27 protein-coding genes and 1 pseudogene are annotated in these 26,081 nt (G+C 45.2%); 20 read left to right on the top strand and 8 right to left on the bottom strand.

The features are described 5' to 3' along the window. The first annotated feature begins 10 nt into the window (after window positions 1–10). Window positions 11–2,485 carry a glutaminase family protein gene (locus tag AC0IYG_RS01630; RefSeq protein WP_471709321.1) on the top strand — a complete coding sequence of 825 codons (2,475 nt, stop codon included), beginning with the start codon at window positions 11–13 and terminating at the stop codon, window positions 2,483–2,485. Between the two features lie 331 nt (window positions 2,486–2,816). On the opposite strand, the gene AC0IYG_RS01625 is transcribed toward AC0IYG_RS01630, so the two are convergent. Together AC0IYG_RS01625 and AC0IYG_RS01620 are read right to left on the bottom strand one after the other, a co-directional pair. After that, a complete protein-coding gene (locus AC0IYG_RS01625) occupies window positions 2,817–3,251 on the bottom strand; it encodes a hypothetical protein (protein WP_471709279.1) in 435 nt (144 codons plus the stop codon). A 563-nt stretch (window positions 3,252–3,814) separates the two neighbouring features. Beyond that, entirely contained in the window at window positions 3,815–4,498 is a 684-nt protein-coding gene (locus tag AC0IYG_RS01620; RefSeq protein ID WP_471709278.1) for a hypothetical protein, read from the bottom strand. A gap of 430 nt (window positions 4,499–4,928) precedes the next feature. Between AC0IYG_RS01620 and AC0IYG_RS01615 the strand changes: the two are divergent. The 5 genes and pseudogenes from AC0IYG_RS01615 (at window position 4,929) to AC0IYG_RS01595 (ending at window position 8,065) form a co-directional block, all read left to right on the top strand. Next, a pseudogene (locus AC0IYG_RS01615) lies at window positions 4,929–5,568 on the top strand (neutral zinc metallopeptidase). Beyond that, the gene (locus AC0IYG_RS01610) at window positions 5,565–5,732 is read left to right on the top strand and encodes a neutral zinc metallopeptidase (protein ID WP_471709277.1); all 168 of its coding nucleotides are present in this window, start codon (window positions 5,565–5,567) and stop codon (window positions 5,730–5,732) included. Before AC0IYG_RS01615 ends, AC0IYG_RS01610 begins: the two are co-directional and overlap by 4 nt. A gap of 321 nt (window positions 5,733–6,053) precedes the next feature. Continuing rightward, window positions 6,054–6,884, top strand: coding sequence for a hypothetical protein (locus AC0IYG_RS01605; protein WP_471709276.1), 831 nt, complete (start codon window positions 6,054–6,056; stop codon window positions 6,882–6,884). Window positions 6,885–7,073: 189 nt separating this feature from the next. Continuing rightward, window positions 7,074–7,544 (top strand): hypothetical protein, encoded by a 471-nt coding sequence (locus tag AC0IYG_RS01600; protein WP_471709275.1) that lies wholly within the window; start codon window positions 7,074–7,076, stop codon window positions 7,542–7,544. 101 nt (window positions 7,545–7,645) lie between these two features. Then, window positions 7,646–8,065 carry a GNAT family N-acetyltransferase gene (locus AC0IYG_RS01595; RefSeq protein WP_471709274.1) on the top strand — a complete coding sequence of 140 codons (420 nt, stop codon included), beginning with the start codon at window positions 7,646–7,648 and terminating at the stop codon, window positions 8,063–8,065. Between the two features lie 40 nt (window positions 8,066–8,105). On the opposite strand, the gene AC0IYG_RS01590 is transcribed toward AC0IYG_RS01595, so the two are convergent. Beyond that, complete coding sequence (locus tag AC0IYG_RS01590; protein ID WP_471709273.1) at window positions 8,106–8,234, bottom strand: hypothetical protein; 129 nt, start codon at window positions 8,232–8,234, stop codon at window positions 8,106–8,108. A 249-nt stretch (window positions 8,235–8,483) separates the two neighbouring features. Here AC0IYG_RS01590 and AC0IYG_RS01585 point away from each other — a divergent pair, with 249 nt between their 5' ends. From AC0IYG_RS01585 to AC0IYG_RS01575, 3 genes are read left to right on the top strand one after another with little or no spacing between them, the layout of a single operon-like run. Then, window positions 8,484–8,756, top strand: a complete 273-nt coding sequence (locus AC0IYG_RS01585) for a hypothetical protein (RefSeq protein WP_471709272.1) — start codon at window positions 8,484–8,486, stop codon at window positions 8,754–8,756. 43 nt (window positions 8,757–8,799) lie between these two features. After that, the gene (locus AC0IYG_RS01580) at window positions 8,800–9,414 is read left to right on the top strand and encodes an SGNH/GDSL hydrolase family protein (protein WP_471709271.1); all 615 of its coding nucleotides are present in this window, start codon (window positions 8,800–8,802) and stop codon (window positions 9,412–9,414) included. A 33-nt stretch (window positions 9,415–9,447) separates the two neighbouring features. Beyond that, window positions 9,448–9,873, top strand: a complete 426-nt coding sequence (locus tag AC0IYG_RS01575; protein ID WP_471709270.1) for a DUF1810 domain-containing protein — start codon at window positions 9,448–9,450, stop codon at window positions 9,871–9,873. 13 nt (window positions 9,874–9,886) lie between these two features. On the opposite strand, the gene AC0IYG_RS01570 is transcribed toward AC0IYG_RS01575, so the two are convergent. Together AC0IYG_RS01570 and AC0IYG_RS01565 are read right to left on the bottom strand one after the other, a co-directional pair. Continuing rightward, a complete protein-coding gene (locus tag AC0IYG_RS01570; protein WP_471709269.1) occupies window positions 9,887–11,716 on the bottom strand; it encodes an ATP-binding cassette domain-containing protein in 1,830 nt (609 codons plus the stop codon). Further along, on the bottom strand, window positions 11,649–12,137 hold the full coding sequence (locus AC0IYG_RS01565) for a P-loop NTPase family protein (RefSeq protein ID WP_471709268.1): 489 nt from the start codon (window positions 12,135–12,137) through the stop codon (window positions 11,649–11,651). The genes AC0IYG_RS01570 and AC0IYG_RS01565 overlap by 68 nt, the downstream gene beginning before the upstream one ends. Window positions 12,138–12,473: 336 nt before the next feature. On the opposite strand from AC0IYG_RS01565, the gene AC0IYG_RS01560 reads away from it, so the two are divergent. From AC0IYG_RS01560 to AC0IYG_RS01535, 6 genes are all read left to right on the top strand, one after another. After that, window positions 12,474–13,106: a response regulator gene (locus AC0IYG_RS01560; RefSeq protein ID WP_471709267.1), complete on the top strand. Its 633-nt coding sequence runs from the start codon at window positions 12,474–12,476 to the stop codon at window positions 13,104–13,106. Window positions 13,107–13,158: 52 nt separating this feature from the next. Beyond that, a complete protein-coding gene (locus tag AC0IYG_RS01555; protein ID WP_471709266.1) occupies window positions 13,159–14,199 on the top strand; it encodes a two-component regulator propeller domain-containing protein in 1,041 nt (346 codons plus the stop codon). After that, a complete protein-coding gene (locus tag AC0IYG_RS01550; RefSeq protein WP_471709265.1) occupies window positions 14,196–14,759 on the top strand; it encodes a hypothetical protein in 564 nt (187 codons plus the stop codon). The genes AC0IYG_RS01555 and AC0IYG_RS01550 overlap by 4 nt, the downstream gene beginning before the upstream one ends. Continuing rightward, a complete protein-coding gene (locus AC0IYG_RS01545) occupies window positions 14,737–16,173 on the top strand; it encodes a sensor histidine kinase (protein WP_471709264.1) in 1,437 nt (478 codons plus the stop codon). Before AC0IYG_RS01550 ends, AC0IYG_RS01545 begins: the two co-directional genes overlap by 23 nt. Before the next feature lie 78 nt (window positions 16,174–16,251). Continuing rightward, window positions 16,252–17,025 (top strand): NYN domain-containing protein, encoded by a 774-nt coding sequence (locus AC0IYG_RS01540; protein WP_471709263.1) that lies wholly within the window; start codon window positions 16,252–16,254, stop codon window positions 17,023–17,025. A gap of 104 nt (window positions 17,026–17,129) precedes the next feature. Next, the gene (locus tag AC0IYG_RS01535; protein ID WP_471709262.1) at window positions 17,130–18,938 is read left to right on the top strand and encodes a glycoside hydrolase family 15 protein; all 1,809 of its coding nucleotides are present in this window, start codon (window positions 17,130–17,132) and stop codon (window positions 18,936–18,938) included. A gap of 63 nt (window positions 18,939–19,001) precedes the next feature. Here AC0IYG_RS01535 and AC0IYG_RS01530 read toward each other — a convergent pair whose 3' ends face one another. Continuing rightward, window positions 19,002–19,244, bottom strand: coding sequence for a hypothetical protein (locus AC0IYG_RS01530; RefSeq protein ID WP_471709261.1), 243 nt, complete (start codon window positions 19,242–19,244; stop codon window positions 19,002–19,004). A 369-nt stretch (window positions 19,245–19,613) separates the two neighbouring features. Here AC0IYG_RS01530 and tcmP point away from each other — a divergent pair, with 369 nt between their 5' ends. Both tcmP and AC0IYG_RS01520 read left to right on the top strand, forming a co-directional pair. Further along, a complete protein-coding gene (gene tcmP / locus AC0IYG_RS01525; RefSeq protein ID WP_471709260.1) occupies window positions 19,614–20,741 on the top strand; it encodes a three-Cys-motif partner protein TcmP in 1,128 nt (375 codons plus the stop codon). Window position 20,742: 1 nt separating this feature from the next. Further along, window positions 20,743–21,468, top strand: a complete 726-nt coding sequence (locus AC0IYG_RS01520; RefSeq protein WP_471709259.1) for a DUF5131 family protein — start codon at window positions 20,743–20,745, stop codon at window positions 21,466–21,468. A 61-nt stretch (window positions 21,469–21,529) separates the two neighbouring features. On the opposite strand, the gene AC0IYG_RS01515 is transcribed toward AC0IYG_RS01520, so the two are convergent. Then, on the bottom strand, window positions 21,530–21,886 hold the full coding sequence (locus AC0IYG_RS01515; protein ID WP_471709258.1) for a DUF4180 domain-containing protein: 357 nt from the start codon (window positions 21,884–21,886) through the stop codon (window positions 21,530–21,532). Window positions 21,887–21,908: 22 nt separating this feature from the next. Further along, window positions 21,909–22,490 carry a Crp/Fnr family transcriptional regulator gene (locus tag AC0IYG_RS01510; RefSeq protein WP_471709257.1) on the bottom strand — a complete coding sequence of 194 codons (582 nt, stop codon included), beginning with the start codon at window positions 22,488–22,490 and terminating at the stop codon, window positions 21,909–21,911. A gap of 140 nt (window positions 22,491–22,630) precedes the next feature. On the opposite strand from AC0IYG_RS01510, the gene AC0IYG_RS01505 reads away from it, so the two are divergent. From AC0IYG_RS01505 to AC0IYG_RS01495, 3 genes are all read left to right on the top strand, one after another. Continuing rightward, window positions 22,631–23,698 (top strand): SDR family oxidoreductase, encoded by a 1,068-nt coding sequence (locus tag AC0IYG_RS01505; RefSeq protein ID WP_471709256.1) that lies wholly within the window; start codon window positions 22,631–22,633, stop codon window positions 23,696–23,698. A 53-nt stretch (window positions 23,699–23,751) separates the two neighbouring features. Then, entirely contained in the window at window positions 23,752–24,666 is a 915-nt protein-coding gene (locus tag AC0IYG_RS01500) for a pirin family protein (RefSeq protein ID WP_471709255.1), read from the top strand. A 156-nt stretch (window positions 24,667–24,822) separates the two neighbouring features. Continuing rightward, on the top strand, window positions 24,823–26,070 hold the full coding sequence (locus tag AC0IYG_RS01495; RefSeq protein WP_471709254.1) for a hypothetical protein: 1,248 nt from the start codon (window positions 24,823–24,825) through the stop codon (window positions 26,068–26,070). Window positions 26,071–26,081 lie beyond the last annotated feature (11 nt).

The raw sequence follows: 26,081 nt of genomic DNA, 5'->3' as shown, positions 1-26,081 counted from the left end.
TCGCTTTATGATGAAAAATTGCTCCTTATTATTGCTACTCCTTTTTCCTTTCTCGCTCTTCGCGCAAACCTTCCGCCCCGCAACGCCCCTGATCACCATTGACCCTTACACAAGCGTATGGTCGTTTGGTGACCAGCTGAATGGTTCTGTGACGAAACATTGGACAGGCAAACCGCATCCGATGGATGGATTGATCCGGGTGGATGGCAAGACTTACCGCTTCATGGGTGCGACAGCGCCGGAGATGAAAACGATTTTGCCAACGGCAAAACGAATGCCTTACACTGCGAAATTCACCACCGTAAAACCAGATCCAAACTGGTGGTATAAAGAAGGTTATAATGTCAGCACCTGGAAACAGGCGCCCGCTCCATTTGGCACGAAAGACCGCAATGATGCGATGCTCAAAGGCGGCACGGAATTCCAGCAGGAAGTATGGTATCGCCGCGAATTCACATTAACGGCCGCTGATTTTGAGAAACCAACCTTGAACATTTTCCACGACGACGATGTGCAGGTTTTCATCAACGGCGTTCCCGCATTTGATTGCGGACCTTGTTTTACCGGCGATTACGAATTCAAGCCCATCAGCGCCTCGGCAAGAAAAGCGCTTAAAAAAGGCAAAAATATCCTGGCCGCCTATTGCAAAAACGGAGCTGGCCCCGGCTATATAGACATTGGACTTGCAGATGAAATCGCTCCAAAAGGCGCAGATGTAATCCAGCCTGCCAACCAAACCGGTTTTGAAATGACGGCTACACAAACGATTTATGATTTTCAAGTAGGCCCCGTGCAGTTGAAAGCCGCTTTTATCGCGCCTTTGATCTTGAAAGACCTGAGTTTGATCTCACGTCCTGTCAATTATGTGGTTTATGAATTGAAGTCTACGGATGGAAAAACGCATCAGGTTGAAATACTTCATGCTGTTTCGGGACTTTGGGCGGTAAATGATGCGGGCCAAAAAGTGGAAGGCAAAAAGGAAACCCAGAATGGACTTTTGATGCTTTCGCTTGGCAATACTGAGCAGAAGTTGTTGGGTATAAAGGGCGATGACGTCCGCATTGATTGGGGCCGGGCTTATTTGGCTGGCAATGCGTCCGATGTAAAAAGTGCTGGCTTGGGCTCGCCGGAAGAGTTGATCAAATCATTTTCAAAAGGCGGCTCGGTGAGTGATAATGGGGCTGCTCCTGCAAATGCCGATAACAAATCCATGGCGGTTGTGCTGTCTGAGAAAATCGGTGGAGACGTGAAAACCCATCATTTAATGCTCGGCTATGACGATGGATATTCTGTTCAATATTTTGGGCAGAACCTGCGGCCGTGGTGGAATAAGGATGGAAACAAAACCATTCAGGGTGAATTTAAAAATGCGGAAAGTGATTTTGCCAAAATCATTAAGGAGTGTTTGGCGACCGACGAACTGATCTTCGACGATGCCTTGAAAGCGGGCGGAAAGCAATATGCCGAACTCTGCGTTTTGGCTTATCGCCAGGCGATTTCTGCTCATAAATTAGTCGCTGATCCCTCTGGTTCTCCATTATTTTTATCCAAAGAAAATTTCAGTAATGGTTCTATTGGCACGGTCGATATCACTTATCCTTCGGCGCCGCTGTTCCTTCTTTACAATCCAACATTGCTGAAGGGAATGATGGAACCGATCTTTTATTATTCCGAAAGCGGCAAATGGACAAAGCCTTTCGCGGCACATGACGTGGGAACTTATCCGCTCGCTAACGGCCAGACTTACGGCGAAGACATGCCCGTGGAAGAATCCGGGAACATGCTGACATTGACTTACGCCATTTGCAAAGCAGAAAACAACATTGAGTTTGCCAAAAATCATTGGAAAGTGCTCACAACCTGGGCCAGTTATCTCAAAAAAGAAGGCTTCGACCCGGCCAACCAGCTTTGCACCGACGATTTCGCCGGCCACCTCGCCCGCAATGCGAACTTATCGATCAAGGCAATTATGGGTTTGGCTTCTTATGCAAAAATGGCCGAACAGCTTGGTGAAACAAAAGAAGCCGCAGAAGTGAATGCCCTGGTGAAAGAATTCGCCCAAAAGTGGATGCAATTAGCCGACAGCGGCGATCATTACGCCCTCACTTTCGACAACAAAGATTCGTGGAGCCAGAAATACAACCTCGTTTGGGATGATCTCCTAAATCTCGATGTATTTCCTAAAACCGTCGCCGAAAAAGAAATCAAATATTATCTGACAAAACAAAAACCCTTCGGCCTCCCTTTGGACAGCCGTAAAACCTACACCAAATCCGACTGGATCGTCTGGACTGCTACATTAGCCAGCAACCCAAAAGATTTCGAAGCATTAATTCAGCCAGTTTACAAATACGCCCTCGAAACCCCCGATCGTATTCCACTTTCTGATTGGCATGAGACTGTGGATGGCAAGTCTGTTGGATTTAGAGCAAGGTCGGTTGTGGGTGGTTATTGGATGAAGGTTTTGGGGGAGCGGTGGAAGTGAGGTGAGTAGAACCAAATAATCCGTCTCAAAGGAAGCGGATTATTTAGTTATTGTGAGCTTAGTGCGGATTCTTAATCAATTTGTTGAACTGCATTTGGACCAACATGGATATTTGTATATGTTATATCATTTGTTCCAGCTCCACCATCGCAGTCTATAGAAAAACGCTCTTCAGTACTCATTGCTATAAATTCAATTGTTTCGGTTATCCATTGATTCTGCTTTCCAACGAACTCAACTTTTTTATAAGCAAGATGACTAGTAGGAAAAGGGGTATCTATTACATTTAAATGAACAGCAGGAATATACGGCCCATTAGCTCCCAGCCAAGCTAGTTGTAGATAAACTTAACGTAAAGCTTATACTTTCTGCCTTTTATCAAATGTTTTATTGTTGCATCAGTTCCCGCGCTATTTAGAAAATCCTTACTTACTAATGTAATAATCGACCCAGATCCTGTGGAAGGCGTCGGCAATAACTTAGACCACTTTTTGGAAGGATTACCAGCAAATGCTATCAAGCTGGAAGTGGCATATCCTGGGGAATAATTATCAATTTCCCATCCACTAGGCAAACAGTTATCACAAGTTGGGCCATCCGTTAAGGGAAGATGTATCGGATTAGCGATGGGCACTCCCCGCATATTCGCATCCATCCTTTCACTTTTCACTGGCTCCGGCGTCTGCACATCCTCCTTCGAGCAGCTGCTCATCATCATTAAACCCGCCATCCCTAATGCGATGGGCAATTGTTTTAGTAAATTCATTTTGTTCTGTTTTGAAATTAAACATTCATTTATGTTACTGGCTTCAAAACAGGCTTTTAATTTGGAATTTAATGGCTTCTAATGAATATGTGGAGGCTGCGGGTTATTTGCCGGACGGAAGAAGTTCTGGCTATGAGATTTGTGGTTTTTGAAAAGTAACTATTACTAATCAAATGAAGCGAGTTAGCTTTAAGGTTGCTAGCCAACTCTTTAATGTCCGTTGACATTGTAGCAGACAAATTGACCTTTACCAATCAAAAACTGCTTTGGGCTCCCACTATATAGCCACATTGGCCACCAATCAGCAGGACTTCCCAGTATTAGTCAAGCCCATTTAAAATTGCGCTATGGAAACACACGTATCGCATTCCGCTTTCAGACTCGCATGAGACTTTGAATGGAAAGTCGGTCGGATTTCGATTGCGTTCGGTTGTGAGTGGTTATTGGATGAAGTTTTAAGGCAGAAGTGGTGAGAGAATTATGAACTTAATTAAACTACATAAACTAAAAAAATCCGCCTCAAACAAAGCGGATTTTTAATTAAGTGAGCCTAGTATGGATTGTTAATTTATTTGTTGAATAGCGTTTTTGCCTACGTGAAGGTTTGTAAACGTTAATTTAGTTTCTCCTTGTGAAGTGTACCCCACAAGGTTAAAAACGCATACATCAGAGTTTGCAATGAATTCGAGTGTTTCACTTATCCATTGGTTGTGCTTGCCTGTGAAGTCTATTGTCTTTTTCGCCAAAGTTCCACTATCAGTAATAAAGGCCATTGCACTGGAAGAATACGCACTTTGACCATATGCATCGTCCAGGCTAGTTGTGGATATATTAAAAGTAATTTTATATTTCTTACCCTTGATCAAATTATTTACGATACCCCAAGTGCTAGCTGGGTGGTCTGCATCATGAGTCACAGTTAGAAAAGATCCCACGCCTACCGAAGGAGCTGGCAGTGGCTGAACCCACTTCTTAGAGGGATTTCCGGCATACGCTGTCAAACTAGAAGTAGCACCTTGTCCAGGGAACGATAAATACCAGTCATTAACCGTGCAACCTACACAAGTTGGCCCATCAGTAGACGGTAGATAAGTTACAGGCACAAAAACTGGCCCTCCCTGCCTTAAATTTGAGCTTTCATTCGTAACGGCCGATCCCGGCGTCACCGCCTCTTCCTTCGAGCAGCTGCTCATAAACATCAGACAAGCCAGGCTAAGCCCGAGTGGTAATTGTTTTACTAAATTCATTTTTTTACTGTTTTTTTGTTAAACATTCATTTTTCTTAACGGCTCCAAAACAAGCTTTTAGATTAGGATTTAATGGCTTTCAATGAATATGTGGAGCACCGCGGTTATTTGCCGGTAAAAAGATCCGGTAATTATGAGATTGGTAGTTTTTGAAAAGCAATTACTACTATACACAATCCTATTTAGCTTTGTATAAAACCGATTTATTTCACTGCACACGCATGCTGATATGCCGAAGCGTTTTTCGAAACTCTCGAAAAATGATCTCCTGGCACATTATTTAATGCATTAGCAACCGTAACCCTGCGTAATTTTATGGCTACGTATATTGGCATGGTTTTTATCATTTTCTGAATATCTAAACATCTATAACTGTCTATGCGTTGGCAGGATTTTACGAAGAAGCGGAAATGTTGAAGACCGCCGGGGAATGTCTGGTGGTGGAAAAGTCGCAATCGGGGGAATTGGAATGATCATCGTCCTCGCGATTGGCTTATTAACAGGCCGGGATCCGGGGCGAAATTCTGGGCAATCTCGCAGGAACCGAAACGCAGCAAGCAGAAACCCGCCCTGCCGGACCTCGTCCCGACGATAAAACGGCTGATTTCGTGTCCGCCGTTTTCGGCAGCACAGAAGATGTCTGGTCGGAGATTTATACGGCTAATGACGCCCAATACGAAAAGCCGAAGCTTCAAATTTTTGAAGATGCAACCCAGAGTGGCTGTGGCGGCGCCTCGTCTGCTATGGGCCCGTTCTACTGCCCTGCGGATCAGAAAGTGTATATTGACCTCGCATTTTGTGACGAATTAAGGGACAAGTTTAAGGCTCCGGGTGACTTTGCGGTGGCGTCTGTCGTCGCACATGAAGTATACCAGGACACCCATGTTCAGAATCTGATGGGAATTCCGAATCAGTTGCAGGAGCAGCGCGGCAGGATCAGTAAGGAAGAGTACAATAAACTTTCTGTAAAACTTGAATTGCAGGCTGATTTTCTCGCCGGTGTTTGGGCAAATCATGCGCAACAAATGAGCGAGACATTCTTGAACCGGGCGACCTGGAAGCTGCTTTGACCGCGGCCAATGCCATTGGTGATGATAAGCTCCAAAAAGAATCTCAGGGCTATGTTGTTCCCGATGCGTTTACCCACGGAAGTTCACAGCAAAGAATGTATTGGTTTAAAAAAGGATTCGAGACCGGCGATTTGAGCCAGGGTAAATACGAGGATATACGTTAACTCGAAATTGGCCGTTAATAAAGGAAGCGCTTCTGAAATGTTCAGAGGCGCTTTTTTTCGTGAATGCATGGCGAAATGCCCGCATGGAACTTATTTGAAATCTTAATTCGTTACCGACTCACAGTTAATGATTTAATGCCTGGAATTGGCGAGATTTGTTTAAGTGAATTTTCGTCTATCGACGCGCGTGCTTACGAGAGTTGTAAACCTTTTGAGAAATAGTTTTTATGCAGTTTCGCAGCCCCGGGGCATTGTTCGTTATCATTTCCATGTTGAGCGCGCACGCAATGTGCCAGTCACTGAAAGCCCGGTCTCGAAGGCATGGGGCCGTCCAAATGGCTCACTATTCGTCATACACATGCGCCAGGCAAAACTTTTCGATTTAATGGGACGGACACCAAGCGTTTCAGCCAGGAAGAATATTTTGTAAGAGCATGGGTTCCACTTGTGCATGGCAAAAAAGTAACCGTTTTATTAGGCCCCAATTATCGTACGGAACAACTCGAATTTAAAAGTACGGGCGAAAATCCGGTCAGTCATATGGAAGGCTGGAACCTGCGGACTTTTGCATTGGACCTTAATACGCTCGTAAAGCTCGACAGCGCTTCCTGGTTCATATTTACGTCGCATATTAATAAAAGCGGTGATTTCGGATCATTAAACTGGGATGAAATTCCTGCCAATTATACATTATCTGCTTCCTATTTGCGTAGAAAAAGTGCTAATAAGGAAATTGGTTTTGGGATAATGATGAATAAGAGTTTCAAGCTGACCGTGCTTCCTGTTTTTATTCTTAACTACAATTTTTCTGATAATACAGGGCTTGAAATGATACTTCCGAAGAAGGTTTCTTTACGGAAAAATATCTCTCCTTCCGACATCATTTACCTGAAATCAGAGGCTGTTACCCGCACTTATTATATCAATCAATTAAGCAGTCCTGCGCTGGGAGTTTGCCGGCGTGTTGACATTGACATGGGTGTTGCGTATAACCGCAGAATAGGCGCTTATGCAGGCGTGGAAATATTCGGCGGCTATCGCAAGAATGTCTCAAACCGGCTCATTGAGGGCGCAGTGCCCGTTCGGGCCTCTGGTTTTGCTGCTACGGTCGAGCTTTACGTTCAGCCGCCTAAGTTCAAAAGGAAGCATTAATTTTTCGCTATTTCTACACTTGATTAATACATTTAATTCATGGCTGGCAAGTGATAATACGCAATTTTTTTATCCATTTTTTAGCCGTCGGTTACATAATGCATTCGATTAGTTTATTTGCTTAATATTTTTATAAGCGATTATAATTCTTAATTTCGCTCGACATAACTGCTAATTTTATTCATAATTATGAAAGCGAAATCAATAAAGTTTTTTTCACCTCAGGAAAATCTTCCAAAAAGTGAGGTGACCAAATCAACACCAAAGCCAAGCGGATACATTTCAGCAACAGGGAAAATTGTTTTGCCAGCTGCGGCACTTACTGAGTTAGGAATTGAGGCGGATACGACCAAATTCAAAATTGGAACAGATCAGGGAAAAAGAAAAATCAACACTGTTTATCTTATTCCATCTGCTGACGAATCAGACACTTTTTCACTTGTGAAAAGCGGCAGAGGTTATGTAATTCCTTTGGCAATTATTTTAAAACAAGGCGGAGTTGCATACGACACAACGAAATATACATTCGAGGTTACATCATTCAATTACGAAGAAGGCGTAGTAGGTTACGAATTGGCACTTGCGAGTTCTGAACCAAAGCCAGCTTACACCGGCAAGCCACGCGGACGTAAACCAAAAGTTGTTGAGCAAGAAGGTTAATTAATTTTAAGCTATCTCATTTGATTAAAGGCCTGAAACATTCAATTTTGTTTCAGGCTTTTTATTTAACTTGATTTGCATCATTCACGCGCGATATTCCATTGACAATTATAAATCATTTACCGGAACATACACCCGCGCTCCGGCGTATATTCAGGGACGCCAGGCGCCATGCCTTTACATGGGAAGATCCAGCGCAGTTTGATTTGATGGATTTTGACTTGGCAACGAAGGGAGAGGAAATCCTCGTTGCGATGGAAAATGAAACTCCGATTGGCTTCATCGCCTGGTGGCCGCCTCAAAACTTTGTTCATTCCCTGTTTGTAGATCCCGCCAGCATTGGAAAAGGGGCGGGGAAGCAGTTGCTGAAAGCTTGTCTTGAAAAAATGGGGCGGCCCGCAAGCCTTAAATGTTTGCAGGCCAATCAGAATGCGCTGGCATTTTATAAGGCGCAGGGCTGGGAAATACAATCAGCGGGTGAAACAACGGATGGCGCTTATTATGTGCTGGCCGTCAATTGATGAATTATTCCGCTAAATGCGACATTGAATAAGGGGATGACTAAGAAATATTCCCCTTTTTAGATGGCGCGGTTTCGAGCGTCTGAATGATCTTGTATCCAATGAAAAGCATGAGTAAAACCAACGCTACTTCAATAAAACCTGCTAATTGAAAGATTACCTGTTCCATGGCTTGATGTTTTTTGTGCAAAAAAACGCGGAAGCGAAGGGTGCAGCAAGCAATTTTGATCTAACGGTAAATTACTGATTGTGTGGTTGGAATGATTATTGTTGTTGCAACATGAGAATAACTCATACTTCCTATAATACAATGATCGACGACCATCAGCGTAAGTCAAACACACCGAAACCAGACCATTTTTTAACCCGCCGGCGGTTCTTTCGCCAATCTGGGGCGGCCATTTTAACAACCACTTTTTTGACATCCTGCAGCGGATTGGTCGAGGACCTCATCCCCAGTAAAACGTCACCAGAAGTTGAATTGCCGCCGCGCGATAAAACCCTCGCGTTCTTTGGTGACAGCCTGACGATCGGCGCCGGTGGCACTGCGCCTTATGGCACACTCGTAGGTGCAGCATTGCCTGGCAGACCGATTTACAGTGACGGCATTGTAGGCCAGCACGCACTTTCGACCTCTGTAATGCAGGGAGGAACCCCGCTTACGATTTCTGTTCGAGGGGGACAAGTTTGACGGCCTTAATCCTGTCAAAGTCACGCAGTTAAGTAACCCGTTTTTGTCAACGTATAGTAACAACAATGATTACAGCAAACGAGGCAAACTGGCTGGTGTGCAATGCACCATCAAACGGACTGGCAGTGAAGAGTTTGGCGATAAATATACGGTAACACCGGACGTTGAAAGCACGGTCGAAATTCCGGCTAATTCCGAATTTTTGCTGGACGAAGTGAGCAATTACAAAACTGCTACACAGATCTTTTGGTATGGCCGGAACAACATTGGAAGGGCAGGGGCGGAGGAGGAAATCTACACTGCATTGGACAATTCAATCGCCTACATTGATGAGCCTCGACGATATCTTGTCGTGGGAATTCTTTTAGGCGCATTTGAAGCGCAAGGCACGGAAAAGTACAATCAGGTTACATCCATTAATGATGCGCTTGCTTCGAAATACGGCCGTTCCTATGTGCCTATGACGCCGCCAACGCCCGAAGAAATGACAGCAATTGGCTATGTTCCTAATGATCAGGACCTAACGGACTTGCAAAACAACAATTTCCCGACAGGCATGCGCACCAATGTGAACACGGACGAGATTCACCTGAATGATAAGGGTTATCAGCTTGTCGCAAGCCGGGTTGTAGCCAAGATTAAAGAATTGAATTATTAAAACAGTTTTTGATTTAGCATAAAATCTGGCGTCATGAAATCAGATTCCGATTTAGAAAAGTTTGTGGAAGCGCAGGAGCGGGACTATGCCGGTGCATTGGCGGAAATCCGCAGCGGGAGAAAGCGCGGACATTGGATATGGTATGTTTTTCCGCAAATTGCCGGTTTGGGCATGAGCAGCACTTCGGTTTTTTACGGGATCGAAAGTCTGGAACAAGCCAGCCGATATTTACAGCATCCGGTGTTGGGAAAACGGCTTATTGAGATCTCAAATGCTTTTCTAGATATTCAGGGCAAAACAGCGAATCAAATTCTTGGGAATCCGGACGACCTTAAAGTGAGGTCGTCCATGACTTTATTCAGTCTTGTAGCAAATACAGATCCAGTTTTCCAGGCTGTTTTGGACAAATATTTTAACGGAATTCCAGACCAGAAAACATTGCAAATCGTCGAAAAATAGGTTTACGGGTTGATTAGCTCACGCCTCTCAGATACTCACTTGTTATGGAGCCTTCCGCGCTCAGCAACTGCAACGGCGTGCCTTCAAAAACCACATTGCCGCCTTTTGTCCCGCCATCCGGGCCCATATCAATGATCCAGTCCGCATTTTTGATCACATCCAGATTGTGCTCAATGACGATCATCGTGTTTCCAGAATCGACTAACCGGTTCATGATGGAAAGCAAATGCGTAATATCCGACATATGCAGGCCCGTTGTTGGCTCATCCAGCACATAAACGCCACTTTTCTTGTGCAGATCACTCGCCAGCTTAATGCGCTGACATTCTCCGCCGGACAGTGTGCTAAGCGGCTGCCCGAGCGTTAAATAATCGAGACCCACATCACTCATTGCCTGCAACTTGTTCACAATGTCAGCTTGGGTAAAATATTCCAGCGATTGCAGCACAGTCATTTCCAAAATGTCTGAAATCGACTTCCCGTCAAGCTTATACGCCAGCACTTCTTCCTTAAAACGCTTCCCTTCGCACACTTCGCAAGGCGTCTTGATGCCGTCCAGAAAAGCGAGATCAGTGTAAATCACACCCAGGCCCAGACAATTTGCACAAGCTCCCTGAGAATTGAAACTGAATAATGAAGCGCTCACGCCGTTTACTTTGGCAAATGCCTTTCGCACATCGTCCATTACACCAGTGTAAGTGGCTGGATTGGAACGGGTTGAAGTCCCTACGGCAGATTGGTCAATGACGATCGCTTTCGGATGTTGTTTTAAAAATACATGGTTAATCAGCGAGCTTTTCCCCGAGCCGGCAACGCCCGTGACAACGGTAAGCACGCCAACGGGAATGTCCACACTCACATTATGCAGGTTGTTAACCTTCGCGTTTTTGATAGCAAGCTTGCCCGTCGGTTTTCGTGATTTTTCTTTAATCGGCAGCGACTGTTTGATATGCCGTCCGGTGAGCGTATCCGCCTTTGTCAGGTCCGCAAAGCTGCCTTCAAACACAATCTGCCCGCCTTTGCTGCCGGCATGCGGGCCCACGTCAACAATGTGGTCAGCCACTTTGATCACATCCGGATCGTGCTCGACAACGATCACTGTGTTGCCCTTATCCCGGAGCTTCCCAAGCAGTTCCGTGAGCCGGTGAACATCTCTTGGGTGCAGTCCCACACTCGGTTCGTCAAAAATATACATGACATCAATAAGGCTGCTGCTGAGGTGTTTAACCATCTTGACACGCTGCGATTCACCGCCCGATAATGTGGTTGTTTCACGATCAAGGCTCAGATATTCCAAACCGATATTGACCAAATGCTGCAATCTTTCCGATAATGTCGCCAGCATCGAACCCGCCACCGGATCATTGATTTCCTGCACCAATGCGAGCAATTCGGAAACTTCCATCGCTGACATTTCAGCAATGTTCTTTTCCTTAATCTTGCAGCTCAATGCAGCCTGGCTCAGACGCGCGCCTTTGCATGCCGGGCATGGGCCGAGCGCAATGTATGGTGCAACGGCTTTTTGGGTGCGTTCGGACAGGGTTTTGAGGTCACGCTTAATGTATGATTTTTCAAATTTTTCGATGATGCCGAGATAAGTTGCGTTCATTGAACCGCCGCCAACCTGCAATTTGTATTTCAAATTTTTGCCATAAAGCAGCAACTCCATTTCTTCCGGCGTGAAGTCGGAAAGCTTTTTATCATTATCAAAAAAGCCGGAGCTGGCGTAACTGGTTTTTTCCCAAGTCGCAAATACGGGAACCTGCACCGCGCCTTCATTCAGCGACTTGCTCATATCCAGGAACGAGTTCCGCCACAACACCCATTTTCTTGCCCAATCCATTGCATTCAAGGCACATTCCCTGCGGATCGTTGAACGAGAAAGCGTTGGAATTGCCAATATGCGGCGTTCCTATCCTTGAAAACAGCAGACGGAGCACGGGCGAAATGTCGGTGATCGTGCCCAGGGTTGAATGCGAATTCCCACCCAGCCTTCGCTGGTCCACAACGATGGCCATGCTCAGGTTTTCGATCGCGTCGGCGTGCGGCTGCGCATATTTGGGCAAGAAATTTCGGATGAACATACTGAAATTTTCATTCAGCTGCCGCTGCGCCTCCGTCGCGATCGTGTCGAAAACGATGGATGATTTTCCGGATCCCGAAACGCCCGTAAAGATCGTGATCTTGCGTTTTGGAATACTTAATGATACGTTTTTGAGATTGTTTTCGCGGGCGCCGCGAATTTCGATGTATTCCTGAGCCATATTATTCTGAGCAGCCTGTCGCGTTGGAAGAAGCCCGAAAATAACAATTTTTTGAGATCAGATAAAATTAAACCCTGAACTTAAAATCAGCTCTCCGGCAAGACCGGGAGATATGACCGTTACTCAACGTTATGAATCAAACATCATCACCTCCGAGATGACGCCTTTTCATGATGTAAAACTACTGCGTATACAGAGCATCGGAATCAGAAGAAGTTGAAATCATCATTGAAAAATGTGAATTGATCATTGAAAAAATTTAGTGCTGCACAAATTAATTCTATGCACGAATTTTTATAATATTGGTAATCAATGTGCCTCTTTCGTTCCATAACAATGCCTGTTCAAATTATTGTAGCCGAGGACCATCCGCTTATTTTGGTGGGCATACAACATCTGCTGATGGAGCATCTGCCGGATGCTGCGGTTATGGCAACGTCAGACTTTAATAAAACGCTTCTGGCACTTGAAAAACAGCATTTCGACCTCCTGATCATGGATATCAACCTGCCGGGCGGGGATAAGGTGAGTATGGTGAACCTGGTTCGGATTAAGCAGCCGGATATCCGGATTCTGGTCTGTTCCAGCTACGACGAGCAGCTTTATGCACTTCCTTTCCTGAAAGCAGGGGCTAATGGTTACATTTCCAAAACTGCGTTGAATGAAGAATTTAAATTGGCCATTGACACATTGCTGAACGGCAGGATTTATGCAAGTCCGGCGGTTATGCAACAGGCTTTTGGTCAATTGTTTGGTGCCAAAGGAAATCAGGAATCTGTTTTGGAAAAGCTTTCGGATAAAGAATTGGAAGTGGCGAGATTGTTGTCCAAAGGCCTGTCAACCAAAGCAATTAGCGATCACATTCATTTGTCGTCTTCGTCGGTAAGCACTTATAAAGCGAAAATTTTCGAGAAACTTGGTGTAGTGAACATTATTGAACTAACCAGATATTTTGAATTAAACGGGTAGCTTGGCATCCAGGCGACCTCTTACTGCAAAATGTCTTACCCAAAATGGCTGAATGAAGATTTTCCGGATCCTCGTTTTTTTATGCTCGCTCAGCATATGGACTGCCAGTGCGCAGCAGCAACTTTCCAGTTATCGTTTACAGCATTTTACAGACGAAAATGGCCTTCCGCAAAACAGCATTAAGGCCATTATGGAAGATAAAAACGGATTCGTCTGGCTTTCCACCGAAGCGGGGCTGGTGCGTTTTGACGGGCAAAGATTCATTTCTTTCGACAAATCGAGCCTGCCATTATTGAGTAACCGGATTATGGGTTTTGTGCCCGCCGTCAATCGTAAGCATGCGAATCAGCACGAATTTTACGCATTAGCAGAAACCAACGAATACATCGGCATCCTGAACAGCGGCCTCGTGTCAGTGGACAGCAATTTTTATACTAATTATCAAAAGGTCAACCCCGAAGCACGAGGTGAAATGCGCCATAACAGCATTCTGGCCAGCATTCCTTCGCAATTTGCAGTGAGTCCTTCGGGAGAGCATTACTTCGCCTCGGCAGATCACGCGACGCATTATATCTGGAAAAAAAGTATCATTGTATGTTATAAAAATGGCAAAAAGGATTTCAGTGTAAACGGATCATTCAGCCACTTTATCTTAATCGGATCAAGCCCTTATGCCACCGATTCGAACGGTGATTTTATCAAAATTATTAAAGATCAGCGCGCTGAGCCCGCATTGCTAACAGGCGACATTGTCATTAATCCATCGTTTCAAAAAAACAAGAAAGATTATCAGCTGTATTGGAACAATGTTTCGCGGCAGGCATTTCTTTATCTCGATCATTGCTTTTATACGCTCGAAGAATCGGAAAACGGGAATCTAAAAACGACGCTCATTTTAAAGAATTTTGATTTTGACAACCTGAGCATTGTCACGGCGCATTATAGCAAAGCGTCCGGAATGTTGTTGCTGGGCAGCATTACAAAAGGTTTGTTTTTATTTAAACGAAAGGATTTTCAAACATTGAAAATGCTCGATAATGATGCCGATAACGTGTATTATGCCCAAGCTCCAGGCCCGGACGTTCTGTTTTGACTTCGCAGGGTTATCTGCTGGGCATCGATGCCGCGACGTCCCGCATTACGGCGAGGAGAACTTCGCGGTTTATGGAGGATTTTCGATATAAGTTTTCGCTCGCGGCAAACAGCGACAGCACATTGTGGTTCGGCATTGCGCACAATCTCTTTCAGCTGGATAAATCAGGGAAGCGTGTGTTGATGAAAGTGCACTTCAAAGAGAAATTTAAGTCGCTTTTTGCCGATGATAAAAACCAGCTTTGGATAGGCGGGGAAGCGAATGCATTGTATACATTGCGCCGCTCGGGAAATGGTTATGAACCCGAAACTGTGCTGAAATCAAAATTTGGTGGCATTACCATTATCGGCCAGGAAACGCCCGAAACACTGCTGCTCGGAACGGAAGCCGGATTATATCGATATAACACACGGACGAAAGATTTCCAGGTGATCCGGAATTTTAAGAATATCAATGTCCGCAGCTTTTACACCACCACGGACGGAACCTGGATCACGACTTACGGCAATGGTTTTTTCTTTGTTAAAAAAGGGCAGATTGATTGCTTTTCCATTGGATGAAGACCGGTTTTTGGCGACAGCACATTGCATTGTGGAAGACGCAAAAGGCTTTTTTTGGATCACAACCAATAAGGGACTTTTTCAGGTGGCTAAGCAACAACTGCTTGATTATGTGCGCGACAGCCGGAATTTCGTTTACTATCTTTATTACGATAAAAGTCAGGGATTCGAGACAAATGAATTCAACGGCGGTTGCCGGCCTTGCGCGGTGAAGCTTGCCGACGGCACTGTTTCGCTTCCATCCATTGACGGTCTCGTATGGTTTTTACCAAACAAAATAACGCCTGAATTAACTGAAAAAGGCATATTTGTGAGCAATGTTACGCTGGATGGGAGAAGTCTGAGGCCGCAGGACACACTGCAAATCCCGCGTGATTTCGGGCAGCTCCGCCTGAAAGTTACTACGCCTTATTATGGCCATAGCAACAATATCCGCATGCATTATGCGCTTACCGGCAATGGCAGGAATGCAAAATGGCTTCCTGTAAATGAGGACTTTACGATTCCGGTTTCATCCATGTCACACGGTGACTATCAGTTGAAAATCAGAAAAGTCAACGGATTCGGGACCAATAACTTTACTTACAAAACCATCAATTTGCATGTTCCGCGTGCGTGGTATGAAACGTGGTTGTTCCGGCTGCTCGTTGCAGCTGGCTTTTTAGCATTGTTTTTTGCGGGAGTGAAATGGCGGGCGGGTTATCTTTTGAAAAAAGAAAGAAAAGACAATCTGGTGCGGCATTATCGGGTGATCAGCCAGATCATCGCCGCCGTAAACCACGACATTCAGACGCCTTTGCATTATGTAGGTGTGTCTTTGAAATACATGAATGCCCATTTGCAAAAGCAGGAAACGGATAATCCGCTGATTGTGCGCATGAGTGAAGAGACGCTCAACACCTCGGTGCGGATCAGTACGCTAACCAAAAATCTGCTGGACTACATTAAAGTTCAGAGCGGAAATCCGTCATCACGGACGCAAATGGGCCCCGTTAATGTGCTTCAACTGGTTTCTGACACCTGCGGCCTTTTTTCAGCCGTCGCCGTTTCGCGCGAATTGGTCATGGAAAATCTGGTTCCGCCGGAATTTGAAGTTTGCAGCGATGCCAACCTGCTGTCCATTGCGGTGCATAACATTTTGGACAATGCATTGAAGATCAGTCATTCAAAAGTCACCATTTCAGCAGGCATATTAACAGGCAAAAAGCACATTACCATTGCTGACACGGGCGATGGAATGCCCGAAACGCTCATCAAATGGCTCAACAAATCCTATCGCTCTTATGAGGAATGGCTGCTGGTCTCACCTTATCCAGAGCAAAAAGGCATTGGACTGGTCATCGTCAAAGATCTCTGCGTCCTGCTGGGCATTGAAATCAACGCCTCCGGAACGAGCTTGGGCAGACAACAGTAAGGTTGATTTTTCCGAAGGGTTAGGCTGCGGCTGGATGCAAAATATTATGTAAGTTGAATTCGAAAACGATTCAGAAACATGAGTGAAACCAAATTTAACATTGCCGTATTGATCGATGGGGACAATGCGCAGGCCAAATTGATGAAGGAAACTTTGGAGGAAGTTTCCAAATACGGAAAAGCGACGATCCGGCGCATTTACGGCGACTGGACAACTAACCAGATGAACAGTTGGAAGGAAATCGTAAATCAGCATTCGATCAGTCCGATCCAGAAATTTTCTTATACAACAGGCAAAAACTCGACCGACAGCTCGCTCATTATCGATGCCATGGACATTCTGCACAGCAAAAGTGTGGAAGGGTTTTGCATCGTTTCGAGTGACAGCGATTACACCGGTTTGGCGAAAAGGATTCGTGAAGAAGGACTTTTTGTAATGGGAATCGGGCGGAAAAATACGCCGATCGCATTCGTGAATTCGTGTGAGATATTCACATTCAGCGAAAACCTGGTGGCTGAGATTGACACAAATACAGAAGAGCCTGAGCCGCTGAAAGTGGATGTTACCCCGAAGGAAATCGTCAAAAAAGAGCCGAAAAAGCAGGATACGAAGCGCAAATATCCGAAGATCGATATGACCATTATTGATAAGGCATTTGAAATTTCGGCTAATGAGGAAGAAGAAGCATTCATTTCAAAAATAGGCACGTCGCTCCGGAAAATCGACCCCAGTTTTGACTCGCGAACTTATGGTTTCAAGACATTAACGTCGCTTTTTAAAAGTTTGGATAAATATAAAATCGTCAAAAATGATGTGAATGGACTCAACCATCCGCTTGTAAGATTGAAATAACAAAACGTGAATTTGCACTGATTAACCGATGAACTATGATTTAGCATTGTCGCTTACTGGCGTGATAATTTAGGCACTTGATTTTCAAAACTACACGAAACCAAATGCCTAAAAAGAACCCTGAATATACACGGATTGAGGATTACGGACTGATTGGAAATCTCAAAACCGTCGCCCTCGTTTCCGTTGAAGGCTCTATCGATTTCATGTGTTATCCCGCTTTCGATTCACCCACGGTTTTTGCCAAATTGCTGGATCATAAAAAAGGCGGCAGCTTTGCCATTTACCCGCAAATGGACGGTTACAACACCAAGCAGCTCTATCTTCCGGCCACCGCAGTGCTTCTAACCCGCTTTTTTTCGGAAGAAGGCATTGCGGAAGTCACTGATTATATGCCCGTTGACGATCAGATGGACAAGTCTAATGCGATCGTGCGACAGGTGAAAACCGTTCGCGGTAACATTACTTTTCAGGCCAAATGCGAGCCTGCTTTTGATTATGCCAATGCCACGCACACCTGCGAGCTGCGCGACGAAAGCGTTTACTTCAACGCTCATAATGAGGATGGAACGGTGATGCGCCTCATTGCGGACGTTCCTTTGCAGATCAAACAAAATTCGGGTTATGCTGAATTTACGCTCGAACAGGGCAAAACGGCTTATCTGGTGCTGGAATGCGGAAAAAGTCAGGTTGAAGATGAGAATCCGATTGAAGTTTATAAGAAAAGCACTTACCAGGACACGATTGATTTCTGGCGGAACTGGTCCAAAAAATCCACTTACAAAGGTCGCTGGAACGGCACTGTGAACCGCTCGGCGATCACGCTGAAATTGCTCACTTCCCGCGAGCTGGGATCGATGGTCGCTGCGCCGACATTCAGTTTGCCCGAGGTTGTCGGCGGCGGTCGCAACTGGGATTATCGCTTTATGTGGATCAGGGACGCGGCTTTTACCATGTATGCGTTCCTGCGGCTGGGTTACACGGAAGAGGCCACGGCGTTTCTCGAATGGATCCATGACCGCGCCCAGGAAGACCAGCTTTACCTGATGTACACCATCGACGGCGGGCATGATATGGAGGAAGAAGAGCTGACACATTTGAGCGGTTACCAAAATTCAAAGCCCGTGCGGATCGGCAATGGTGCGCAGGGCCAGCACCAGCTCGACATTTACGGCGAGCTGATCGACACCATTTACATTTACAACAAACAGCACGCGCCGATTACATTTGAGTTTTGGGAAACCATCGTAAAACAGGTCGATGTGGTCACCAAAAAGTGGAAAACGGCCGATCACGGCATCTGGGAAATCCGTAACACCGAAAAGCACTTTTTGCACAGTCGGCTCATGTGCTGGGTGGCGATGGACCGCGCGATCAAAATCGGTCAGCACCGCTCATTTCCTTTTCCCGAAAGTGACTGGAAAAAAGTGCGCGACGACATTTACACGGACATTTACGAGAACTTCTGGAATGAAGAAATTGGTGCGTGGGTGCAGTATAAAGGCGCCAAAAATGTGGACGCAAGTGTGCTGCTGATGTCGCTCATGCATTTTATTTCTCCCCGTGAACCGCGCTGGCTGTCCACATTGAAAGTCGTGGAAGAACAGCTCGGCGTCGATGTGCTGTTGTATCGCTACAAAAATGGCGAAACGTCATTTGACGGCCTGGAAGGCGAAGAAGGCACATTCAATATGTGTTCATTCTGGTTCATCGAGTCTCTTGCCAAAAGCGGAGAAGTAGCAAAAGCGCTAGACAGTTTTGAGAAAATGATCGGTTATGCCAATCACCTGGGTCTTTTCAGCGAAGAAATCGGCCACAAAGCCGAGCATCTAGGCAACTTCCCGCAGGCATTCACCCACCTGGCGCTCATCAGCGCCGCTCTGGAAATCGACAAGCAGCTCGACAGACAATAATGCAAAAAGCCAGGCGATCTTTGCGGATCGCCTGGCTTTTTTTCAGTAATTCGATTTAACTCCCTACTTTTTCATTTCCCCGACCCGCTGGAAAAAGAAGAGCAGCTCTTTGAATGACGCGAAAATGTGACTTGCGCGTGGATTGTAGCCGAGCTCCGGCTGCGCGATCATGTAACCGCTGTAAATGTCCCAAAGGTCATTCATCCAGGTGGAAGCGTGGCTTTGGCTGAGCAACTCCGCGACTTCCCGGCCGTAGGCCAGGTGTGTCGAATCCAGGGATTCGTTGGTGTTTTGTTGTGTTTGCATAATGTATATGTTTTAGGTTTTAATAAAAAATGCCCTGTCTAAGGTGTCCTAACGTCATATACAACGTTCGGGGGGCTTTCGCCACACCCACACCATAACAGGGCAATGCTCGCAAGATTTTTCATAAGAGTATATGTTTATAGGAGGTTGAAGATTCGGAAGAAATTTGGAGAAATGCAAGAGCCTAATGCAATCAAGCATGGAAGATTATAAAGTCCACTGTGATACTTGCCGTTAGATAAATGATATCGTTAAAAACTGCCTTAGAATAAATAGATAATGTTTTTAGAAGAAAAAATAAAATCTAGGCCCTTCAAGAATTTATATTGACTTTGATTTCAACATTAATAATCTTACAGCCCTTCTCATATGCAGAAAAAAGATGTGAAACTTAATTTATTAAGTCATTCGGAAGCCAAGGTTCGATTGCTAAGCGAATATTTAAAGCGTTACATTAACATAATAAGTAACGATGGGTTTACCCAAAAAATCAACATCTATGATTTATTCTGCGGACAGGGCCTTTATGAGGATAATCGAGAGGGAAGCCCGCTTGTAATACTACGGCAAGTGCAAGACACTTACAATTCACTAATTGAACCTAAGGCGAACAAAATTCCAAAAATAGATTGTCAGCTTAATGACAAAGAGGAGGATAAAATTGATATTTTAAGGAACGCAATATTCGCGATGTCATTACATAATCCAGAGTCTGGAAATCTTACTTTAACATCAGAAGATTATAAGACTGAAGTGATTAGGCTTGCCAGAAATTTTAGAATGACACGAAATGAAAAGCATTTTGTGTTCATTGATCCTTATGGATATAAAGACATAAAATCTGTACATCTAAAATCGCTAATGGATTGTGGTAAGAAATGCGAAATCCTATTATGGCTACCAGTTCAACACATGTACAGGTTTTCAGAAAATGGAACTCCCGAAGCACTTGTGGATTTCATAGAAGAGCTTACTCAATATCAGGACTGGGTACCCAATGACAGTGTATGGAAGTTTATAAATCAATTGAGGGAAGGTTTCCAAAGATATTTAGGAGAAAAATACTTCGTCGATCATTTCTCAATAAAAAAGGATGAGAAAACGGTTTTTTGCCTATATTTTTTTACTAGTCATATCAGAGGATTTGAGGAAATGCTCGATGCAAAGTGGGAGATAGATACCGAAAATGGACGCGGCTGGGAATTTTCAGGGAACATTCCATCCCTGTTTTATGAATATAAGACGAATCCCTTAGAGCAAAAATTAAAAGCTTACCTTGCTACCAAGACGTGCTATAACAATGAGGTTTACGAATTTACTTTAAGACAAGGATATCTACCAAAGCATACAAACGAGATTTTTGAGAGTTGGCAAAATAAGGATCAGCTTGACGTTTTTTTACCTGACGGAAAAAAGGCTAGAAAGGGAGCCTTCTATATTAAATATTACAAAGCGGGCGACGCGAACAACAATAAAGTATACTTCAAACTAAAATAACATGGCGCAATCAAGCATTGAATGGACAGAAATGACCTGGAATCCTACAACAGGATGTACCAAGATCTCTACTGGTTGCAAATTTTGCTATGCAGAAATCATGTCCAAGAGATTGCAGGCAATGGGGATTGAAAAGTATAAGGATAATTTTGAAGTCCGGACACATGAAGATTCCTTGTCAACTCCATACGCCTGGAAACACTCGAAAGTTGTGTTTGTGAATTCAATGAGCGACCTGTTTCACAAGGACATTCCACTTAACTTTATCAAGAAGGTGTTTAAAGTGATGAATGATAATCCTCAGCATGTTTTCCAGGTTTTGACCAAAAGAGCTGAAAGATTGTTTGAAGTTCATAAGGAGCTCAGGTGGAGTCATAACATTTGGATGGGGGTCTCTGTTGAAAATGAAAGTGTTATGGGTAGAATTGATTTTTTGCGTGAGACAAAGGCAAAAGTGAAGTTTCTTTCCTGTGAACCTTTATTAGGGTCGTTACACAACTTAAATCTTACCGGAATAGACTGGGTTATTGTGGGAGGCGAAAGTGGGCATAAGCCGAGGCCAATGAATACAGATTGGGTTTTGGAAATTCAAGAGCAATGCAGGGATAGTGAAGTCGCATTTTTCTTCAAGCAGTGGGGCGGCAAGGATAAGAAAGAAAGTGGAAGGCTATTAAACGGCAGAACCTACGATGAAATGCCGGAAATGTTGTTGCAGGAGAGTGTTTGATAAAACACTCTAAACATTACATCATGCTGTCTTGTGTACGCCATCCTTCCCGCTAACCAACCTAAGAAAGCCTTTCCAGCGCCTCCTCAACACTCCCCAAAAAGTTAATCCTCCCAACCTTGTTACTCTCAAAAATAAAATCCTGAATGCTTTTTGCCGGGTATTTTTCGAAGTTGCCAATGATGGCCAGGCGCATCCGGTAGTTTGAAAATTTTTGGAGTATTTCTCCGGCTATGCCAGTTTTGAGGTCGAAGAATGCGGGTCTGAGGTTTTTTTCGTGGAGGATGATGCTGTCAAATCCTTGATAATAGAGGTTGCCCATTAAGTCGATTCCGTCTTCGGCGGTTTCGATGAGCAGGTTGTCGGAAGTGACTTCGGCGATTTGGGTTTCGTTTTTTGTATGTGATGTAATGTTCATTTTATTCAATTTTTAACACAAATTATTTCCTTAAAGCCAGGTTTTTCTTAATCCGGCTCAGCGTTTCCGGGGCGATACCGAGGTAGGACGCGATCAGGTTTTGGGGGACGCGCTCGATCATTTTTGGGTTTGATTCTGCCAGTTTCACGTATTTTTCTTCGGCCGAATGCGTGATGGAACTCATCAGCCGGCGTTCTTTGGTGACAATGCTGTTTTGGTAGAGAATGCGGAAATAACGGTCCATGATCGGGACGGCGAGCGTTAATGCTTCATAATTTTCCCGCGAGATCAGCAGCAACTCCGAATCTTCAATGGCATCAATGTTAAAAACGGCCGGCTCACCCGACAAAAAGCTGTTGAAATCCGACAACCACCAACCTTCCCACCCGAAAACACTCATGTGTTCGTCGCCCTTGTCGTCCACATTGTAAGTCCGCAGCAGACCTTTCGCGATGAAAGTGAGATGCTTGCACACGTCACCTTCCTGCAATAAATACTGCCGTTTTCTCAGTTTTTTGGGAATAAAAAAGGCGTTGATCGCCTCCTTATCCACGTTCGAAAGCGAAACCTTTTCCTGAATGTGCTGAAAAAGTACTTCAATCATAGCTAATCACATTTACGCCGGCAAAGATAGGAATGCTTGATTTAGATCAACTGCATTACTTGACGCAGGTCAATGTCCATCGCCTGCCGGTGCGGTAATTTTGTAACATTAAAATCAAGTGTTGAAAAATCCGCAAGCATATGACAAATATCGCATTAGTAGTGGGCGCAACCGGCATCACCGGAAGCAACCTCGCAGAAAAATTGATTGAAAAAGGCTGGATCACTTATGGCCTTTCCCGCAATCCAAATACAGAAATTGCTGGTCTAAAACCCATCGCGGCGGACTTGCTTAATCCCGATGACCTGGCCGCGAAACTGGCAGAAGTGGCGCCTACCCACGTGTTTTTCACAAGCTGGATGCGCAATGATACGGAAGCTGAAAATATCCGCGTCAACAGTGCCATGGTCAGGAATTTATTGGACAGCCTTTCCGCAAAAAAGTCTGTTCAGCACGTTGCGCTGGTAACCGGGCTTAAACATTATCTGGGGCCGTTTGAGGCTTATGCACAGGCAGGCACATTGCCCGAAACGCCTGTCCGTGAGGAACATCCGCGGCTCGATCTGGAAAACTTTTACTATGCCCAGGAAGACGAAGTTTATGCTGCCGCAGCGCGCGATGGCTTTACTTGGAGCATTCACAGGCCACATTCCGTGGTAGGCAAAGCTGTTGGTAATCTAATGAATATGGGCACGACACTGGCAGTTTACGCAAGCATTTGCAAAGAAACCGGCAGACCATTTCAGTTTCCCGGATCGGCTGAGCAATGGAACGGGTTATCGGATGTCACAGACGCGAAACTGCTGGCGGAGCACATGATATGGGCAGCCACCACCGAAGCCGCGCATAATGAGGCTTTCAATGTTGCCAATGGAGACCTTTTCCGCTGGAAATGGCTTTGGAAGCAAATAGCAGATTGGTTTGCGATTAAGCCAGCCGGTTTTGATGGGCAAATTCGTCCATTAGAACAAGAAATGGCAAACGACGCGTCGGCCTGGAAGGAGATTGCCACGAAATACAATTTGAAAGAATCCGACATTAACCGGCTGGCTTCGGCCTGGCATACGGATCTCGATCTGGGCCGCCCTTTGGAGGTCATGACCGACATGTCCAAAAGCCGCAAACTGGGTTTTACCGGTTATCAGGATACGCGCGATTCGTTTTTTGATTTGTTCAAAAGGCTGAGATCTGAGAATTTGATCCCGTAAATTCCATTACATCCAACCGGGTACGTAACTTTGTGTCTAATCTTCAAATTCTTATGCTTGATATAGTCATAGAATCCAGAAAAGCCGCAATCGTGCCCGGTTTCGAGGTAAAACGCATCCTTCCATTCCAGTTGAGGAGAATGGTCGGGCCATTTATATTCATGGATCACGGCGGCCCGGTAAGCATTCCCACGCCCACGGCGACCAATTTGGATGTGCTGCCTCACCCGCATATCGGCCTTTCCACGGTGAGTTATTTGTTTAGCGGCAATGTTACCCATCGGGATAGTCTTGGTGTTGAGCAGGTTATAAGGCCGGGGGAGGTTAATTGGATGACAGCTGGCAAGGGAATTGCCCATAGCGAACGGTTTGAAGATCCTGCTATGCTGGCTGGCGGTGAATTGAAATTGATACAAACATGGGTTGCCCTGCCTGAAAAGGACGAGGAATCCGATCCCGCTTTCAAAAACTACACACCAGAGCAGTTGCCTGTATTTACCGAAAAGGGCGTCTGGATGCGTCTGATCGCTGGCGAGGCTTACGGTCTCAAAAACAGTGTCAGCACGAGTTCACCCATGTTTTATCTGCATGTGGTTCTGGATCAGGGGGCTAGGTTTGGCCTTCCGCAGGGACATAGTGAACGAGGTGCTTACATTGCCAAAGGCAGCATTGAAGTGAACGGTGTCACTTATACGGCGGGCAAATTATTGGTTTTTACGAAAGGCGTCGATCCTTTGCTGATCGCCAAAGAACCCTCAACGCTCATGCTGCTGGGCGGCGAACATCTTGGCGACCGTTACATTTGGTGGAACTTTGTGTCGAGCCGGAAAGAAAGAATTGAACAAGCCAAAGAAGACTGGAAGCAAGGCCGCATCATATTGCCTCCAACTGATAATGAGGAGTTCGTTCCGCTTCCAAAAGACAATTCCAGACCAGCAGGCGGGCCGCCGCCGGAAGCATTGTCTTAGCAGAAATTTCATGACCAGAATTGCTGCAAATCATTTGCGTAAGTCATACAACCTTTTGCTTCTCAAAGTGCCTCTTTGTTTTTGAGAACGGCTGGTTGCTATCAACTTATGCCCGGACGTTGGAATGCTGTATTGTTAAAAGATACTTTTTTGGTCATGAAGAAATTCCTTTCCTTCTTTCTGTTTTGCCTGCTTTTATTCCACGCCGCGACTGCGCAGGACAGCATTCCGGTCACATTCTCACAAGAGCAGGACACGATCACAAAACAGCGATTTATCGACAGATATGAGAACGTGTTTATGACAAAAGTGCCGACAAGGCACATGTTTAAGCTAAGCCTCACATTTGCGCCAACTTATCTGTTTACGGTGGACAATAACGCATTGCAGGCGCTATTTTACGGCTTTGGCTATGAATATAAAATCGCGCCGGCTTTCTCAATCGGGACAGATGTGCAGCTTACCGGCGGATGGGGAGACAAGGTCGGTTTCAGCGGCTTGCTGGATGGCAATGTTTACGGACGTTGGTATTATGATATGAAACGCAGGATCAATCAGGGTGTAAGCGTGAACAATTTTACGGGCAACTATGTGGCAATTGTCGGCGGGAACCGTTGGGGAAAATCGGATTTTGATTATCAGTTAGCATCAATTGGCGTCGAGTTCGGCTTGCAGAGAAGGTTTCTTAACAACGGTCGGATTGAGTTTGCGATCGGAGCGTCTTATCAGCGATATTCAAATAACCGTTCTGCACTTCAATCGGAATACACATTGCACAAAACCAACGACTTTGCCATCGCTTCACGAACAAGCATGGGGCTGGCTTTTGGCGACTGGAAAAGGAACAGGAATGTGCCCATGTGCGAAGTGCTGCGGTGTGATGAAAACGTGCAGCAGCAATGGAAGCTTTTTTGGCCAAAAATATATTTATCCTCCCAATTTATCCAAGGCGCAATCGGCCTGGCTTATGAGCGAAAGTTCGGCAGCGGCCCATTGTCATTGAATGGACAAGTCAATGCGGATTACGCGCGAATGATCTCCAACCGATCCGCGCAACCTCCCGGCCCCGGAAGCAACGACTTGCAGATATGGCCGGCATTGCAATTACGTTACTATTTTCAGCAAAAAGAGGCCATACGAAGAGGCCTAGGCGGACAAAATCTTTCCGGCATTTACTTCGGGCCGCACAGCGATTTTGTTTTTTATCAAAGTGAAAACGTTTTTACCGAAGGCAGACAAAAACGGCATCTGGGCTTCGGCGCTGCCGCAGGATTTCAGCAAACATTGTTCAGGAAGGCCTACATTGATGTGTCTTTTAATGCCAGTCACAATGTCCTCCACCGGCAATCTGGATCGAATCGCATACTGGCTGCGATCAGGACCGGGTTTGGGATTACATTATAATATTCGATTAA

Source organism: Dyadobacter sp. AC419 (genome assembly GCF_979253085.1).
This window is presented reverse-complemented; position numbering and strand designations above follow the sequence as displayed.